The organism is Micromonospora sp. B11E3 (assembly GCF_039871625.1).
Taxonomy (GTDB): Bacteria; Actinomycetota; Actinomycetes; order Mycobacteriales; family Micromonosporaceae; genus Micromonospora.
On the sequence record NZ_JBDPMC010000004.1, the window covers coordinates 134,500 to 148,160 of the forward strand.

Here is a 13,661-nt window from a genome sequence, read left to right on the forward strand (position 1 = left end):
TATGACGCCCACGACACAAACTGTTCCGGTGGCCCGCCCCTCGGGGCGGGCCACCGCAACGAGCTCTTACTTCGAGTAGAGCTCGACGATCAGCTGCTCCTGGACCTGGGTGTCGATCACCTGGCGGGCCGGGAGCGAGTGCACGAGGATCTTCATCTGGCTGGGGATGGCCTCGAGCCACGCCGGAACGCTGCGGGAGCCGGCCTCGGCCTGCGCCACCAGGAACGGGGTGAGCTCCTTGCTCTTGGCCCGCACCTCGATGATGTCGTGCTCCTTGACGCGGTACGACGGGATGTCGACCTTCTTGCCGTTCACCGTGAAGTGACCGTGCTTGACCAGCTGACGGGCCATGTCCCGGGACTTGGCGAAGCCGGCCCGGTAGACCACGTTGTCCAGCCGCGACTCGAGGATCTGCAGGAGGACCTCACCGGTCTTGGCCTGCTTGGCCACGGCCTCCTCGTAGTAACCGCGGAACTGCTTCTCCAGCACGCCGTACACGCGGCGGGCCTTCTGCTTCTCACGGAGCTGGAGCAGGTACTCCGTCTCCTTGGTGCGGCCACGGCCGTGCTGCCCGGGCGGGAACGGCCGGGACTCGAACGGGCACTTCGGGCCATCGCACTTGCTGCCCTTGAGGAACAGCTTCATCTTCTCCCGCCGGCAACGGCGGCAGTCAGCACCGGTGTAACGAGCCATCTCTCTCTAACCTCTCAGACCCGGCGACGCTTCGGCGGACGGCACCCGTTGTGCGGCTGCGGGGTCACGTCGGAGATCTGACCGACCTCCAGGCCCACGGCCTGCAGCGAACGGATGGCGGTCTCCCGGCCGGAGCCGGGGCCCTTGACGAACACGTCGACCTTGCGCATGCCGTGCTCCATCGCCCGGCGCGCGGCGGCCTCGGCGGCGAGCTGCGCGGCGAACGGCGTCGACTTGCGGGAGCCCTTGAAGCCCACCTGGCCAGCCGAGGCCCACGAGATGACGGCACCGGTCGGGTCCGTGATGGACACGATGGTGTTGTTGAAGGTGCTCTTGATGTGCGCCTGCCCGTGGGCGACGTTCTTGCGTTCCTTGCGCCGGACCTTCTTGACGGCGGCTCCGGCACGAGCCTTCGGTGGCATAAGTCTGTGCGCTCCTAATTACTTCTTGCCGGGCTTCTTCTTGCCGGCCACGGTCCGCTTCGGGCCCTTGCGGGTCCGCGCGTTGGTCCGGGTCCGCTGGCCACGCACGGGCAGGCCCCGGCGGTGCCGGATGCCGGCGTAGCAGCCGATCTCGACCTTGCGGCGGATGTCAGCGGCGACCTCGCGGCGCAGGTCACCTTCAACCTTGTAGTTGGCCTCGATGTGGTCGCGGAGCTGAACCAGCTCCTCGTCCGTGAGGTCCCGAGCGCGCTTGTCCGGGGAGATGCCGGTAGCGGCGAGCGTCTCCAGGGCGCGGGTACGACCGACCCCGAAGATGTAGGTGAGCGCGATCTCCATCCGCTTCTCGCGGGGGAGGTCGACGCCGACTAGACGTGCCATGTGCGGGCGTGCTCCTTGTGGTGTCTGGCGGAGGTCTGCACCCGCCCCACCCCGCTCCGGTCGTCTGCTCCGGCGTGACGCCAGCGACGACCGTTGCCCGAACGGGCCCCGGCCTCCGACCGGGGGTCAACCACGCAGTGGTACGCGACGCGCACCGCTCGCGGCTGGGACGAGCTGATGATGTGTTGGCTGGACCTGCGGCCCGGGCCCGTTCGACCGGCCGTGACGGGTCACGGTCGGCCGGAACCGGATCAGCCCTGGCGCTGCTTGTGGCGCGGGTCGCTGCAGATGATCATGACCCGGCCGTGCCGGCGGATCACCCGGCACTTGTTGCAGATCCGCTTGACGCTCGGCTTGACCTTCACGGTTGCCTTACTTCCCAATCTGGCCCGGAGACGCGGCTACGCGCGACACCGGACGTCGAAGACGGACACGGGGACGTCCCGGCCGTCGTCAGGTTCGGTTACTTGTAGCGGTAGACGATGCGCCCGCGGGTCAGGTCGTACGGCGAGAGTTCAACGACGACCCGGTCCTCCGGCAGGATGCGGATATAGTGCTGCCGCATCTTGCCGCTGATGTGAGCCAGCACCTTGTGACCGTTCGCGAGCTCCACCCGGAACATGGCGTTCGGCAGGGGCTCGATGACCCGACCCTCGATCTCGATGGCTCCGTCTTTTTTCGGCATGTCCTCCGCTGTCCTGACGTCGGTTGCTCCGGATGGCCCACAACGTCTTACACGGGCCACCGAACCTTGATCGGGTGCCCGAGCCAGCCGCGGCTCCGGCCCCACCGAAGCGCAGGGTGGGCATGCCGGAGTGGACGCTGTGCGCCGATCAGAAAGTGTACGCCCGCCTGCGCGCCGTCGCCAAACCGACCACCCGGCCGGTCGCCCACTCGGAGGAATTCCGGCATCATGAGATCCGCATGGTGACCTACGTCACATGAGACCGCCGCCGCTCGGCCGCGCCTCGGGCCGGCCCCGCACCCAGCTTGCGCACTCGGCCCCGCACCCCGACCCGCGCCGCCGGCCCCGCGCCGGGCTTGCGCGCAATTTCACGGAAACTGTGGCCTCGCGGGGCGCCAGAGGCCGCAGTTTCCGTGAAAGTGTTGCCTCGGGCAGCGCCGGCGCAGGGCACCTCTGAGCGCACCCGATCGACATCGCCGCGCGGCGCGGGTGGGGCTGCTCAGGCCGCCGGCGACTCGGCCGGCTGGCGGGGCGTGACCAGGTCGCCGAGCCGGGCGCGCCCGCCGTCGAACGCCGTCAGCACCCAGACCCCGTCAGGCAGCAGCGCCATCGTGTGCTCGACGTGCACGGCCATCGAGCCGTCCCGGGTGACCACGGTCCAGCCGTCGGCCAGCTCGACCGTACGCGGCGAGCCCATCGTGATCATCGGCTCGATCGCCAGCGCCATGCCGGGCACCAGCCGGGGCCCCTTGCCCGGCCGGCCGTGGTTGAGCACGTGCGGGTCCTGGTGCATCTCGGTGCCGATGCCGTGGCCGCCGTACCCGTCGACGATGCCGTACCGGCCGCCCTTGCGGATCGCGTTCTCGACCGCGTGGGAGATGTCCGTCAGCCGGCCCTTGCCGCTAGCCGCGCCCCGCGCGGCGGCGGCGATCCCGGCCCACATCGCGTCCTCGGCCACGGCGGCCATCTTCAGCAGCGCCGGGTCGGCCTCCCCCACGCCGACCGTGATCGCCGCGTCGCCGTGCCAGCCGTCCAGGATCGCCCCGCAGTCGATCGAGATCAGGTCGCCCTCGCGGAGCACCTGCTGCGGCGCGGGGATCGCGTGCACGACCTGCTCGTTGACGGAGGAGCAGATCGAGGCGGGAAAGCCGTGGTACCCCTTGAACGAGGGGACGGCCCCGGCCTCGCGGATCGTCGACTCGGCGATCGCGTCCAGGTCGGCGGTGGTGACCCCGGGGGCGACCGCCTCCCGCATCCGACGCAGCGCCTCGGCGACCACCAGGCCGGCCGCGCGCATCTTCTGGATCTGGTCGGGGGTCTTCAGCTGGATGTCCAGCTGGGGACGACGCATGGAGCCGTTACCTTTCGTCGCACGGGACAGCGGGGCACGTCGGACGTACCCCGCTGTTCGCACTCTATCCGCCGGACTCCCGGCGGTACGTCAGCCGCTGTAGGAGCGGAGGGCGTCGATGGCGCGGACGGTGACGTCCTCCACCGGGCCGGTGGCGTCGATGCCCACCAGCTTGCCCTGCGCGCCGTAGTAGTCCACCAGCGGCGCGGTCTTGTCGGCGTACTCCCGGAGCCGGGCCGCGATGGTCTCCGGCTTGTCGTCGTCGCGCTGGAACAGCTCGGCGCCGCAGCGGTCGCAGATGCCGTCCCGGGTCGTCGCGTCGAACTCGACGTGCCAGATCTTGCCGCAGCCGCGGCAGGTACGCCGGCCGGAGAGCCGCCGGATCACCTCGTCGTCGTCGACGACCAACTCCAGGACCAGGTCCAGGGCGGTGCCGAGGTCGGCGAGGAGCTTGTCCAGCGCGGCCGCCTGCGGCGTGGTGCGCGGGAAGCCGTCGAGCAGGAAGCCCTCGGCGGCGTCCGGCTCGGCGAGCCGGTCCCGGACCATGTTGATGGTCACCTCGTCGGGGACCAGCTTGCCCGCGTCCATGTACCGCTTGGCCTCGACGCCCAGCGGCGTGCCCTGGGAGACGTTCGCCCGGAAGATGTCACCGGTCGAGATCTTCGGAACCGACAGGTGCGCGGCGATGAACTCCGCCTGTGTGCCCTTGCCCGCGCCCGGCGGGCCAACCAGAACGAGTCGCATCTACCGCAGGAACCCTTCGTAGTTCCGCTGCATGAGTTGGCTCTCGATCTGCTTGGTGGTCTCCAGACCGACGCCAACCATGATCAGCACCGCCGTACCGCCGAACGGGAAGTTGAGGTACTGCTGCTTGTCCAGCCAGATGAAGAAGAAGTTCGGCAGGATCGAGATGACACCGAGGTAGAGCGCGCCCGGCAGCGTGATCCGGCTGAGGATGAAGTCGAGGTAGTCGGCGGTCGGCTTGCCGGGGCGGATGCCCGGCACGAAGCCGCCGTACTTTTTCATGTTGTCCGCGACCTCGGTCGGGTTGAACGTGATCGACACGTAGAAGTACGTGAAGAAGATGATCAACAGGAAGTAGACCGAGATGTAGATCGGGCTCGTCGGGTCGACCAGGTTGTTCTGGATCCAGGCCTGAGTCGGGCCCGGGTTGGTCTGGTCGAAGAACTGCAACGCCAGCTGCGGCAGGTAGAGCAGCGACGAGCCGAAGATGACCGGGATGACACCCGCCTGGTTGACCTTGAGCGGGATGTAGGTCGAGGTGCCGCCGTACATCCGCCGGCCGATCATCCGCTTGGCGTACTGCACCGGGATCCGGCGCTGCGCCTGCTCGATGAAGGTGACCAGGGTGATCACGACCAGGACCAGCACGATCACCAGGAAGAACTTGAACCAGCCCTGGCTCTCCTTGATGTTCCAGCCCTCGGCGGGGAGCCGGGCGGCGATCGAGGTGAAGATCAGCACGGACATGCCGTTGCCGACGCCGCGGTCGGTGATCAGCTCGCCGAGCCACATCACCACACCGGTGCCCGCCGTCATCGTCATGACCAGGATGGCCAGGGTCAGCCAGTCGGGGATGCCGGTGCCCTCGGGGATGATCGGGAACTGGTCGCACTGGTTCTGGAACAGCTGCCCGGAGCGGGCCAGCGCCACGAACGCCGAGGCCTGCAGGACGCCGAGGCCCAGGGTCAGATAGCGCGTGTACTGGGTGATCTTCGCCTGGCCGGCCTGCCCCTCCTTGCGGAGCTGCTCCAGCCGCGGGATCACCACGGTCAGCAGCTGCAGGATGATCGACGCGGTGATGTAGGGCATGATGCCCAGCGCGAAGACCGACAGCTGGAGCAGTGCCCCACCGGAGAAGAGGTTGAGCAGGTTCAGCACACCTGTGCTGCCGCCCTGGAGCGTGTCGAGGCACTTCTGCACGTTGCCGTACGACACGCCCGGGCTGGGCAGGGTGGCACCGAGCCGGTAGACCGCGATGATGCCAACTGTGAACAGCAGCTTCTTGCGCAGGTCAGGCGTACGGAACGCACTGAGAAAGGCGGACAGCAACTTCTTCCTCCTGCGCGAGGCGGGCCGCCGGTGGTCCCTGGCGGGTCGGGGTGGGCCGGGCGGGACGCCCGATATCCATGGCTGGGATGGGACTCTAACAGTCCGACCCCGCTCCGGGCAGGTGTGCCCGGCTACATAAATCGAATCCGATGTTACCCGGCGCACACGGCCCAGGTAGACCATGGCGCCCGCCCAGTTGTGATCAACTGAACGGGCGCCACGGATGCTGCCTTACAGCTCGGTGACCGAGCCGCCGGCGGCGGCGATCTTCTCCTTGGCCGACGCGCTGAACGCGTGCGCCGACACCTGGAGCGCCACGCCACCCAGGTCGCCGGTGCCGAGGACCTTGACCGGCTGGCCCTTGCGGACCGCGCCGGCCTCGACCAGCTCCAGCGGGCCGACCTGGCCGCCGTTGGGGAACAGTTCGGCGAGCCTGTCCAGGTTGACCACCTGGAAGACCACCTTGAACTTGTTCTTGAAGCCCTTCATCTTCGGCAGACGCATGTGGATGGGCATCTGCCCACCCTCGAACGCCGGCGAGATGTTCTTGCGGGCCTTGGAACCCTTGGTACCGCGACCGGCGGTCTTGCCCTTGGAGCCCTCACCGCGACCCACCCGGGTCTTCGGGGTCTTGGCACCGGGCGCCGGGCGCAGGTGGTGGACCTTGATCGTCATTACTCGACCTCCTCGACCTTCACGAGGTGGTTGACCGTGAAGATCATGCCGCGGATCTCCGGCCGGTCCTCCTTGACCACCACGTCGTTGATCCGCTTGAGGCCGAGCGAGCGCAGCGAGTCACGCTGGTTCCGCTTGGCCCCGATCTCGGACCGGACCTGGGTGACCTTCAGGCGAGCCATCAGGACGCCACCCCCGCCCGCGACGCGAGCATGGCGGCCGGCGCGACGTCCTCGACCGGCAGGCCACGACGGGCCGCGACGGCCTCGGGGGACTCCAGCCCCTTCAGCGCCGCCACCGTGGCGTGCACGATGTTGATCGGGTTCGACGACCCGAGGCTCTTGGAGAGCACGTCGTGGATGCCCGCGCACTCCAGGACGGCACGCACCGGGCCACCGGCGATGACGCCCGTACCGGCCGAGGCCGGCTTGAGCAGCACCACGCCGGCGGCGTCCTCGCCCTGCACCGGGTGCGGGATCGAGGCACCGATCCGCGGCACCTTGAAGAAGTGCTTCTTGGCCTCCTCGACGCCCTTGGCGATCGCCGCGGGCACCTCCTTGGCCTTTCCGTAGCCCACGCCGACGGTGCCGTCGCCGTCGCCCACGATCACCAGGGCGGTGAAGCTGAAGCGACGACCACCCTTCACGACCTTGGCGACGCGGTTGATCGCGACGACCCGCTCGAGGTGCGGGGTCTTCTCGACGGGCGCGTTTCCGCGGCCGCCCTCACGGCGGTTGTCGCGGCGACCACCCTCGTTGCCACCGGACCCGCCGCCACGGCGCTGTTGACCTGGCATCAGCAGCCTTCCTTCTCTCTCGTGACGGGGTTTCTAGAACTCGAGCCCGGCTTCGCGGGCGGCGTCGGCAAGGGCGGCGACCCGCCCCGCGTACCGGTTGCCACCGCGGTCGAAGACGACCTTCGAGACGCCGGCGGCCTTGGCCCGCTCGGCGAGCAGGGCGCCGACCTTGCCGGCCAGGGCGCTCTTGTCGCCCTCGGCACCGCGCAGCGACGCGTCCATGGTCGAGGCCGACGCCAGGGTGTGACCCTTGGTGTCGTCCACGATCTGGGCCACGATGTGCCGCAGCGACCGGGTGACGACCAGGCGGGGACGCTCGGCGGTGCCGCTGATGTTCTTGCGGACCCGGAAGTGCCGACGCGCACGCCCGACGGCGCGCTTGGCGGCAACGCCGCGGCGGCGCTTGAGCAGCGTGGCGCTCACTTCTTACCTGCCTTTCTCACGGCCTCACGGCCGGCGGACGACCTCGCCTTGGTGCTGACGGCCGCGGTCACTTCTTGCCCGCCTTTCCAGCCTTACGGCGGATGACCTCGCCCTGGTACTTCACACCCTTGCCCTTGTAGGGCTCCGGCGGACGGATCTTCCGGATGTTGGCGGCGACCTCACCGACCTGCTGCTTGTCGATGCCGGCCACGTGGAACAGCGTCGGCTTCTCCACCGTGAAGGTGATGCCCTCAGGGGCCGGGACCAGCACCGGGTGCGAGAACCCGAGCGCGAACTCCAGGTCCTTGCCCTTGGCCGTGACGCGGTAACCCGTACCGGCGATCTCCAGGCTCTTCCGGTAGCCCTCGGTGACGCCGACGATCATGTTGGCGACCAGGGTCCGGCTCAGGCCGTGGAGCTCCTTGGCCTTGCGCTCGTCGTTGGGCCGGTTGACGTGCACCTGGCCGTCCTCGCCCCGCTCCGCCGTGATCGGCTCGGCCAGGACGTGCCTCAGCTCGCCCTTCGGGCCCTTGACCGTGACGGTCTGGCCGTCGATCGTGATGTCGACGCCGGCTGGCACCGGGATCGACTTACGTCCAATACGCGACATTTCTACCTGTCTCCCGTTACCAGACGAAGGCGAGGACTTCCCCGCCAACGCTCCGCTTGCGGGCCTGCCGGTCGGTGAGCAGCCCCTGGGACGTCGAAATGATCGCCACGCCCAGCCCGCCGAGCACCCGCGGGAGCCCGTCCGACTTGGCGTAAACCCGGAGACCGGGCTTGGACACGCGCTTGATGCCGGCCAGGCTCCGCTCGCGGTTCTGGCCGTACTTCAGCTCGACGACCAGTCGCTTGCCGACGGCGCCCTCCTCGGGCTCCTCGACCGACCAGGTGCTGATGTAACCCTCGGCCTTCAGGACCTCGGCGATGTTCGCCTTGATCTTCGAGTAGGGCATCGTCACCCGGTCGTGGTACGCCTGGTTGGCGTTACGCAGACGCGTGAGCATGTCTGCGATCGGGTCGGTCATCGTCATGGATTTCGTCAGCCTTTCTCGCCGGGGTTCCCGGGGCGGTGAGCCCCGGGCCTACGGCGAAGAGCAATACGTGATCGGTGCAAGGGGGCCCCGGCCGTCGACCGGGGCGCGGCAGCCCTTACCAGGAAGCCTTGGACACGCCCGGCAGCTCACCGCGGTGGGCCATCTCCCGGATGCAGACCCGGCAGAGACCGAACTTGCGGTAGACCGCCTTGGGACGCCCGCACCGCTGGCAGCGGGTGTACGCGCGAACCGAGAACTTCGGCTTCGCGGCCGCCTTGAGGATCAGCGCCTTCTTGGCCATCTCAGTTCTCCTTGAACGGGAAGCCCAGGAGCTTCAGCAGCGCCCGGCCCTCGTCGTCGGTCGTGGCGGTCGTGACCACCGTGATGTCCATGCCCCGCTGCCGATCGATCTTGTCCTGGTCGATCTCGTGGAACACCGACTGCTCGGTCAGGCCGAACGTGTAGTTGCCGTGCCCGTCGAGCTTGCGCCCGTCCAGACCGCGGAAGTCACGGATACGCGGCAGCGCGATCGACAGCAGCCGGTCCAGGAACTCCCACATCCGGTCGCCGCGCAGGGTGACCTTCGCGCCGATCGGCATGCCCTCGCGGAGCTTGAACTGCGCGATCGACTTGGTCGCCCGGCGCACCTGCGGCTTCTGGCCGGTGATGGTGGCCAGGTCGCGGACGGCGCCGTCGATCAGCTTGGCGTCCCGGGCGGCCTCGCCGACACCCATGTTCACGACGATCTTGACCAGCCGCGGCACCTGCATCGGGTTGCCGTAGTTGTGCTGCTCCTGCAGCTTGGCCACGATCTCGTTGCGGTACCGCTCCTTGAGGCGCGGCATGGTCTTGGTTTCGGTAGCCGTGGTCATCACAGGTCCTTACCGGTGCTACGCGCGATGCGAACCTTCTGGCCGTTCTCGTCGAACCGGTACCCGACGCGGGTCGGGTTGCCGTCGGAGTCCAGGACCTGCACGTTCGAGACGTGGATCGGGGCCTCCTGGGTGACGATGCCACCGGTCTTGGCGCCACGCTGGGTGGTGCTGATGCGGGTGTGCTTCTTGACCCGGTTCACGCCCTCGACCAGAACCTTGTCCTGCCGCGGGTAGGCCGCGATGACCTTGCCCTTGGCACCCTTGTCCTTGCCGGCGATGACGACGACCGTGTCGCCCTTCTTGACCTTCACGGTCACAACACCTCCGGCGCGAGGGAAATGATCTTCATGAACCGCTTGTCCCGCAGCTCGCGACCCACCGGGCCGAAGATACGGGTGCCGCGCGGGTCCCCGCCGTCCTTGATGATGACGGCGGCGTTCTCGTCGAAGCGGATGTACGAGCCGTCCGGCCGCCGCTTCTCCTTGGCGGTGCGGACGACGACAGCCTTGACGACGTCGCCCTTCTTCACACCGGCACCCGGGATCGCGTCCTTGACCGTGGCCACAATGACGTCGCCGATGCTCGCGTAGCGCCGACCGGAGCCACCGAGAACCCGGATGCACAGGATCTCCCGGGCACCCGTGTTGTCGGCGACGCGCAGTCGCGACTCCTGCTGAATCACGTCTATCTCCTATGTCTGCCGGTTCTCCGGCCGCCTGTCGCGGCCGGAGCCTGGCGGAACCTGCGCCCGGCTGACGCCGGGCGAGCTCGAGCCTTCGCTACTTGGCCTTTTCCAGGATCTCCACGAGCCGCCACCGCTTGGTGGCCGACAGCGGCCGGGTCTCCATGATCAGCACCCGGTCGCCGATGCCGGCGGCGTTCTGCTCGTCGTGCACCTTCAGCTTGCTGGTCCGGCGCATGATCTTGCCGTACAGCGCGTGCTTGACCCGGTCCTCGACCTCGACGACGACGGTCTTGTCCATCTTGTCGCTGACCACGAGGCCCTCGCGGACCTTCCGGCGGGCCCGCGCGGCGGTGGTGGTGGTGGTGGTGGTGTTCTCACTCATGACGCAGTCACCTCAGTCGGCGCGGCCGAGAGACCCAGCTCGCGCTCACGCATGATCGTGTAGATCCGGGCGATCTCCCGACGGATGACCTGCAGCCGCCGGTTGTTGTCCAGCTGACCGGTTGCGGCCTGCACGCGGAGGTTGAACAGCTCCGCCTTGGCCTCGCGCAGCTTCGTGACCAGCTCCTCGTCGGAGTGCTCACGCAGCTCGGAGGCCTTAACGCCCGCTGCCATCAGGATTCACCCACTTCGCGCGTAACAATGCGGCACTTCATCGGGAGCTTGTGGATCGCGCGACGCATCGCCTCTCGCGCGATCTGCTCGTTGGGGAAGGACATCTCGAAGAGGATCCGCCCCGGCTTGACGTTGGCGACCCACCACTCGGGCGAGCCCTTACCGGAACCCATTCGGGTTTCCGCCGGCTTCTTGGTCAGGGCCTGGTCCGGGAAGATCGAGATCCAGACCTTGCCGCCACGCTTGATGTGACGGGTCATCGCGATACGCGCCGACTCGATCTGCCGGTTGGTCACGTACGCCGGCTCGAGAGCCTGGATCCCGAACTCACCGAACACCACCCGGTTGCCGCCCTTGGACGCGCCGTGGCGGTCCGGGTGGTGCGGCTTGCGGAAGCCCTTCGGGGGCTTGCGCGGCATCAGCATCTGTCAGCCCTCCTGCTGCGTTTCTGCCGGAGTCGAAGCGGCCGAGGAGACAGCAGCGCTGTCGATCGGCTCGCCGCTCGGCGTCTCGGCCTGCTGCGCGATGGTGGTCGCGGCAGCCCGGCCGGCCTCGGTGCCACCGGCGGTCGTGCCAGCGGAGCCGGACCGACCACGGCGCGGCCGCTCGGGGCGGTCACCGCGCTCACGGCGCGGGCGCGACGGAGCCTCGGCCGGGGTCTCCCGACCCGGCACCGCGTCACCCTTGTAGATCCAGACCTTCACGCCGATGCGGCCGAAGGTGGTACGGGCCTCGAAGAAGCCGTACTCGATGTTGGCCCGCAGCGTGTGCAGCGGGACGCGACCCTCGCGGTAGAACTCCGTCCGGCTCATCTCGGCGCCGCCGAGGCGACCCGAGACCTGAACCCGGATGCCCTTGCAGACCGGGTTCTTCATCGCCGACTGCATCGCCTTGCGCATGGCCCGACGGAAGCTGACCCGGCTGGAGAGCTGCTCGGCGACGCCCTGGGCGACCAGCTGCGCGTCCGACTCGGGGTTCTTGACCTCGATGATGTTCAGCTGCACCTGCTTGCCGGTGAGCTTCTCCAGCTCGCCGCGGATCCGGTCGGCCTCCGCGCCCTTACGGCCGATGACGATGCCCGGCCGGGCGGTGTGGATGTCGACGCGGACCCGGTCCCGGGTGCGCTCGATGTCGACCTTCGAGATGCCGGCCCGCTCCAGCCCCTTGGACATCATCCGGCGGATCTTGACGTCCTCGCCGATGTAGTCCTTGTAGAGCTTGTCGGTGAACCAGCGGGACTTCCAGTCGGTCGAGATGCCGAGCCGGAACCCAGTGGGGTGAACCTTCTGACCCATTACTCGGCACCCTCCGTCGTGCTCTGCGCTTCCGCTGGCTCGGCCTGCTTCGCCGGGGCCGCCTTCTTCGCCGCCGCCTTCTTCGGCGCGGCCGGCGCCACCGCCTCGACCGCCACGGTGATGTGACAGGTCCGCTTGCGGATCCGGTACGCCCGGCCCTGCGCCCGCGGCCGGAACCGCTTCATCGTCGGGCCCTCGTCGACGAACGCCTCGCTGACGAGCAGCGCGTCGGGGTCCAGCCGCTCGTTGTTCTCCGCGTTGGCGATCGCGCTCGCGAGCACCTTGTACACCTGCTCGCTCGCAGCCTGCGGCGCGAACTGCAGCACCGTGAGCGCCTCCTTCGCGGGCAGGCCGCGGACGAGGTTGACCACCCGGCGCGCCTTCATCGGCGAGATGCGCACGTGCCGCGCAACCGCCCGCGCGCCCGGAAGCACCGGAGCGTCGCCCTTTCCTGGCATCGCTGTAACCCCTTGTTCCTCTATCCGTATGCCCGCGGCGTCAGCGCCGGCGGCTCTTCCGGTCGTCCTTCTCGTGACCCTTGAACGTGCGGGTCAGCGCGAACTCGCCGAGCTTGTGCCCGACCATCGCCTCGGTGATGAACACCGGGACGTGCTTGCGCCCGTCGTGCACGGCGATCGTGTGGCCCAGCATCTCGGGAATGATCGTCGAGCGCCGCGACCAGGTCTTGATGACGTTCTTCGAGCCCTTGTCGTTCTGCGTCTCCACCTTCTTGAGCAGGTGGTCGTCGATGAACGGGCCCTTCTTCAGGCTGCGAGGCATAAGTCAGCTCTCCTGTTAGCCGCGCTTGCGGGTGGCATAGCGGCGGCGGACGATCAGCCGGTCGCTCGGCTGGCCCTTACGACGGGTGCGGCCCTCGGGCTTACCCTGCGGGTTGACCGGGTGGCGACCACCGGAGGTCTTACCCTCACCACCACCGTGCGGGTGGTCGACCGGGTTCATGGCGACACCACGGACGGTCGGGCGCCTGCCCTTCCACCGCATACGGCCGGCCTTGCCCCAGTTGATGTTCGACTGGTCGGCGTTGCCGATCTCGCCGATGCTGGCGCGGCAGCGCACGTCGACCCGCCGGATCTCGCCGGACGGCATGCGGAGGGTGGCGTACGCGCCCTCGCGGCCGAGCAGCTGGATGCCGACGCCGGCCGAGCGGGCCAGCTTGGCGCCGCCGCCCGGGCGCAGCTCCACGTTGTGGATCGTGGTACCGACCGGGATGTTGCGCAGCGGCAAGTTGTTGCCCGGCTTGATGTCGGCGCCCGGGCCCGACTCGACGGCGTCGCCCTGCTTCAGGTCCTTCGGCGCGATGATGTAGCGCTTCTCGCCGTCGGCGTAGTGCAGCAGCGCGATGCGCGCGGTGCGGTTCGGGTCGTACTCGATGTGGGCGACCTTCGCCGGGATGCCGTCCTTGTCGACCCGCTTGAAGTCGATCAGACGGTACTGGCGCTTGTGGCCGCCACCGTGGTGCCGCGTGGTGATCCGGCCGTGGGCGTTGCGACCGCCCTTCTTCGGCAGCGGCACCAGCAGCGACTTCTCGGGCGTCGACCGGGTGATCTCGGCGAAGTCGGCGACGCTCGAGCCACGCCGGCCCGGCGTCGTCGGCTTGTACTTACGGATAGCCATTG

Annotated in this window: 26 protein-coding genes; 1 reads left to right on the top strand and 25 read right to left on the bottom strand. The window is 68.6% G+C overall.

All coding sequences use genetic code 11. The features are described from left to right. Positions 1-66: 66 nt before the first annotated feature. The 5 genes from rpsD to infA all read right to left on the bottom strand — a co-directional run bounded on the left by rpsD (position 67) and on the right by infA (position 2,199). On the bottom strand, positions 67-693 hold the full coding sequence (rpsD, locus tag ABGB16_RS03795; protein WP_347666548.1) for a 30S ribosomal protein S4: 627 nt from the start codon (positions 691-693) through the stop codon (positions 67-69). Between the two features lie 14 nt (positions 694-707). Continuing rightward, positions 708-1,115 carry a 30S ribosomal protein S11 gene (rpsK, locus tag ABGB16_RS03800; RefSeq protein ID WP_007073011.1) on the bottom strand — a complete coding sequence of 136 codons (408 nt, stop codon included), beginning with the start codon at positions 1,113-1,115 and terminating at the stop codon, positions 708-710. An 18-nt stretch (positions 1,116-1,133) separates the two neighbouring features. Next, entirely contained in the window at positions 1,134-1,514 is a 381-nt protein-coding gene (gene rpsM / locus ABGB16_RS03805) for a 30S ribosomal protein S13 (protein ID WP_007073012.1), read from the bottom strand. A 251-nt stretch (positions 1,515-1,765) separates the two neighbouring features. After that, on the bottom strand, positions 1,766-1,879 hold the full coding sequence (gene rpmJ / locus ABGB16_RS03810) for a 50S ribosomal protein L36 (RefSeq protein ID WP_088982067.1): 114 nt from the start codon (positions 1,877-1,879) through the stop codon (positions 1,766-1,768). 98 nt (positions 1,880-1,977) lie between these two features. Next, positions 1,978-2,199: a translation initiation factor IF-1 gene (gene infA, locus ABGB16_RS03815; protein WP_007073013.1), complete on the bottom strand. Its 222-nt coding sequence runs from the start codon at positions 2,197-2,199 to the stop codon at positions 1,978-1,980. A gap of 122 nt (positions 2,200-2,321) precedes the next feature. Between infA and ABGB16_RS03820 the strand changes: the two genes are divergently transcribed. Continuing rightward, positions 2,322-2,459 carry a hypothetical protein gene (locus tag ABGB16_RS03820; protein ID WP_347666549.1) on the top strand — a complete coding sequence of 46 codons (138 nt, stop codon included), beginning with the start codon at positions 2,322-2,324 and terminating at the stop codon, positions 2,457-2,459. Positions 2,460-2,698: 239 nt separating this feature from the next. On the opposite strand, the gene map is transcribed toward ABGB16_RS03820, so the two are convergent. The 20 genes from map to rplB form a co-directional block, all read right to left on the bottom strand. After that, complete coding sequence (gene map / locus ABGB16_RS03825; protein ID WP_347666550.1) at positions 2,699-3,550, bottom strand: type I methionyl aminopeptidase; 852 nt, start codon at positions 3,548-3,550, stop codon at positions 2,699-2,701. A 90-nt stretch (positions 3,551-3,640) separates the two neighbouring features. Further along, positions 3,641-4,294, bottom strand: a complete 654-nt coding sequence (locus ABGB16_RS03830; protein WP_347666551.1) for an adenylate kinase — start codon at positions 4,292-4,294, stop codon at positions 3,641-3,643. Next, positions 4,295-5,623, bottom strand: coding sequence for a preprotein translocase subunit SecY (secY, locus tag ABGB16_RS03835; protein WP_347666552.1), 1,329 nt, complete (start codon positions 5,621-5,623; stop codon positions 4,295-4,297). Positions 5,624-5,854: 231 nt separating this feature from the next. After that, a complete protein-coding gene (gene rplO / locus ABGB16_RS03840; RefSeq protein ID WP_347666553.1) occupies positions 5,855-6,298 on the bottom strand; it encodes a 50S ribosomal protein L15 in 444 nt (147 codons plus the stop codon). Further along, complete coding sequence (gene rpmD, locus ABGB16_RS03845) at positions 6,298-6,480, bottom strand: 50S ribosomal protein L30 (RefSeq protein WP_145773670.1); 183 nt, start codon at positions 6,478-6,480, stop codon at positions 6,298-6,300. Before rpmD ends, rplO begins: the two co-directional genes overlap by 1 nt. Continuing rightward, a complete protein-coding gene (gene rpsE, locus ABGB16_RS03850; protein ID WP_067359624.1) occupies positions 6,480-7,094 on the bottom strand; it encodes a 30S ribosomal protein S5 in 615 nt (204 codons plus the stop codon). The genes rpmD and rpsE overlap by 1 nt, the downstream gene beginning before the upstream one ends. Positions 7,095-7,127: 33 nt before the next feature. After that, positions 7,128-7,505 (bottom strand): 50S ribosomal protein L18, encoded by a 378-nt coding sequence (gene rplR, locus ABGB16_RS03855; protein ID WP_347666596.1) that lies wholly within the window; start codon positions 7,503-7,505, stop codon positions 7,128-7,130. A 79-nt stretch (positions 7,506-7,584) separates the two neighbouring features. Then, a complete protein-coding gene (gene rplF, locus ABGB16_RS03860) occupies positions 7,585-8,127 on the bottom strand; it encodes a 50S ribosomal protein L6 (RefSeq protein WP_347666554.1) in 543 nt (180 codons plus the stop codon). 16 nt (positions 8,128-8,143) lie between these two features. After that, on the bottom strand, positions 8,144-8,551 hold the full coding sequence (rpsH, locus tag ABGB16_RS03865) for a 30S ribosomal protein S8 (protein WP_347666555.1): 408 nt from the start codon (positions 8,549-8,551) through the stop codon (positions 8,144-8,146). A 118-nt stretch (positions 8,552-8,669) separates the two neighbouring features. After that, entirely contained in the window at positions 8,670-8,855 is a 186-nt protein-coding gene (locus tag ABGB16_RS03870; protein WP_007073023.1) for a type Z 30S ribosomal protein S14, read from the bottom strand. A 1-nt stretch (position 8,856) separates the two neighbouring features. Next, complete coding sequence (rplE, locus tag ABGB16_RS03875; RefSeq protein ID WP_145773674.1) at positions 8,857-9,426, bottom strand: 50S ribosomal protein L5; 570 nt, start codon at positions 9,424-9,426, stop codon at positions 8,857-8,859. Next, a complete protein-coding gene (gene rplX / locus ABGB16_RS03880; RefSeq protein ID WP_211372506.1) occupies positions 9,426-9,746 on the bottom strand; it encodes a 50S ribosomal protein L24 in 321 nt (106 codons plus the stop codon). Before rplX ends, rplE begins: the two co-directional genes overlap by 1 nt. Beyond that, entirely contained in the window at positions 9,743-10,111 is a 369-nt protein-coding gene (rplN, locus tag ABGB16_RS03885) for a 50S ribosomal protein L14 (RefSeq protein ID WP_007073026.1), read from the bottom strand. The genes rplX and rplN overlap by 4 nt, the downstream gene beginning before the upstream one ends. A gap of 97 nt (positions 10,112-10,208) precedes the next feature. Further along, complete coding sequence (gene rpsQ, locus ABGB16_RS03890; protein ID WP_347666556.1) at positions 10,209-10,496, bottom strand: 30S ribosomal protein S17; 288 nt, start codon at positions 10,494-10,496, stop codon at positions 10,209-10,211. Beyond that, positions 10,493-10,729, bottom strand: a complete 237-nt coding sequence (gene rpmC, locus ABGB16_RS03895; RefSeq protein ID WP_347666557.1) for a 50S ribosomal protein L29 — start codon at positions 10,727-10,729, stop codon at positions 10,493-10,495. The genes rpsQ and rpmC overlap by 4 nt, the downstream gene beginning before the upstream one ends. Next, complete coding sequence (rplP, locus tag ABGB16_RS03900) at positions 10,729-11,154, bottom strand: 50S ribosomal protein L16 (protein WP_043965519.1); 426 nt, start codon at positions 11,152-11,154, stop codon at positions 10,729-10,731. Before rplP ends, rpmC begins: the two co-directional genes overlap by 1 nt. 3 nt (positions 11,155-11,157) lie before the next feature. After that, positions 11,158-12,024 carry a 30S ribosomal protein S3 gene (rpsC, locus tag ABGB16_RS03905; protein ID WP_347666558.1) on the bottom strand — a complete coding sequence of 289 codons (867 nt, stop codon included), beginning with the start codon at positions 12,022-12,024 and terminating at the stop codon, positions 11,158-11,160. Beyond that, positions 12,024-12,482, bottom strand: a complete 459-nt coding sequence (rplV, locus tag ABGB16_RS03910; RefSeq protein WP_145773679.1) for a 50S ribosomal protein L22 — start codon at positions 12,480-12,482, stop codon at positions 12,024-12,026. The genes rpsC and rplV overlap by 1 nt, the downstream gene beginning before the upstream one ends. Positions 12,483-12,522: 40 nt before the next feature. After that, positions 12,523-12,804 (bottom strand): 30S ribosomal protein S19, encoded by a 282-nt coding sequence (gene rpsS, locus ABGB16_RS03915; RefSeq protein ID WP_095563690.1) that lies wholly within the window; start codon positions 12,802-12,804, stop codon positions 12,523-12,525. Between the two features lie 15 nt (positions 12,805-12,819). Next, complete coding sequence (gene rplB / locus ABGB16_RS03920) at positions 12,820-13,659, bottom strand: 50S ribosomal protein L2 (protein WP_347666559.1); 840 nt, start codon at positions 13,657-13,659, stop codon at positions 12,820-12,822. Positions 13,660-13,661: the final 2 nt, after the last annotated feature.

What these genes read in the sequence shown, in the direction of transcription:
- rplE (WP_145773674.1), bottom strand. Translation starts at nt 9,426, where the DNA reads ATGACCACGGCTACCGAAACCAAGACCATGCCGCGCCTCAAGGAGCGG.
- ABGB16_RS03820 (WP_347666549.1), top strand. Translation starts at nt 2,322, where the DNA reads ATGCCGGAGTGGACGCTGTGCGCCGATCAGAAAGTGTACGCCCGCCTG.
- rplP (WP_043965519.1), bottom strand. Translation starts at nt 11,154, where the DNA reads ATGCTGATGCCGCGCAAGCCCCCGAAGGGCTTCCGCAAGCCGCACCAC.
- ABGB16_RS03870 (WP_007073023.1), bottom strand. Translation starts at nt 8,855, where the DNA reads ATGGCCAAGAAGGCGCTGATCCTCAAGGCGGCCGCGAAGCCGAAGTTC.
- rpsM (WP_007073012.1), bottom strand. Translation starts at nt 1,514, where the DNA reads ATGGCACGTCTAGTCGGCGTCGACCTCCCCCGCGAGAAGCGGATGGAG.
- rplF (WP_347666554.1), bottom strand. Translation starts at nt 8,127, where the DNA reads ATGTCGCGTATTGGACGTAAGTCGATCCCGGTGCCAGCCGGCGTCGAC.
- infA (WP_007073013.1), bottom strand. Translation starts at nt 2,199, where the DNA reads ATGCCGAAAAAAGACGGAGCCATCGAGATCGAGGGTCGGGTCATCGAG.
- rplB (WP_347666559.1), bottom strand. Translation starts at nt 13,659, where the DNA reads ATGGCTATCCGTAAGTACAAGCCGACGACGCCGGGCCGGCGTGGCTCG.
- rpsQ (WP_347666556.1), bottom strand. Translation starts at nt 10,496, where the DNA reads ATGAGTGAGAACACCACCACCACCACCACCACCGCCGCGCGGGCCCGC.
- rpsH (WP_347666555.1), bottom strand. Translation starts at nt 8,551, where the DNA reads ATGACGATGACCGACCCGATCGCAGACATGCTCACGCGTCTGCGTAAC.
- rpsK (WP_007073011.1), bottom strand. Translation starts at nt 1,115, where the DNA reads ATGCCACCGAAGGCTCGTGCCGGAGCCGCCGTCAAGAAGGTCCGGCGC.
- rpsD (WP_347666548.1), bottom strand. Translation starts at nt 693, where the DNA reads ATGGCTCGTTACACCGGTGCTGACTGCCGCCGTTGCCGGCGGGAGAAG.
- rpmD (WP_145773670.1), bottom strand. Translation starts at nt 6,480, where the DNA reads ATGGCTCGCCTGAAGGTCACCCAGGTCCGGTCCGAGATCGGGGCCAAG.
- map (WP_347666550.1), bottom strand. Translation starts at nt 3,550, where the DNA reads ATGCGTCGTCCCCAGCTGGACATCCAGCTGAAGACCCCCGACCAGATC.
- rpsS (WP_095563690.1), bottom strand. Translation starts at nt 12,804, where the DNA reads ATGCCTCGCAGCCTGAAGAAGGGCCCGTTCATCGACGACCACCTGCTC.
- rplV (WP_145773679.1), bottom strand. Translation starts at nt 12,482, where the DNA reads ATGCCAGGAAAGGGCGACGCTCCGGTGCTTCCGGGCGCGCGGGCGGTT.
- rpsC (WP_347666558.1), bottom strand. Translation starts at nt 12,024, where the DNA reads ATGGGTCAGAAGGTTCACCCCACTGGGTTCCGGCTCGGCATCTCGACC.
- rplO (WP_347666553.1), bottom strand. Translation starts at nt 6,298, where the DNA reads ATGACGATCAAGGTCCACCACCTGCGCCCGGCGCCCGGTGCCAAGACC.
- ABGB16_RS03830 (WP_347666551.1), bottom strand. Translation starts at nt 4,294, where the DNA reads ATGCGACTCGTTCTGGTTGGCCCGCCGGGCGCGGGCAAGGGCACACAG.
- rpsE (WP_067359624.1), bottom strand. Translation starts at nt 7,094, where the DNA reads ATGCCAGGTCAACAGCGCCGTGGCGGCGGGTCCGGTGGCAACGAGGGT.
- rpmC (WP_347666557.1), bottom strand. Translation starts at nt 10,729, where the DNA reads ATGGCAGCGGGCGTTAAGGCCTCCGAGCTGCGTGAGCACTCCGACGAG.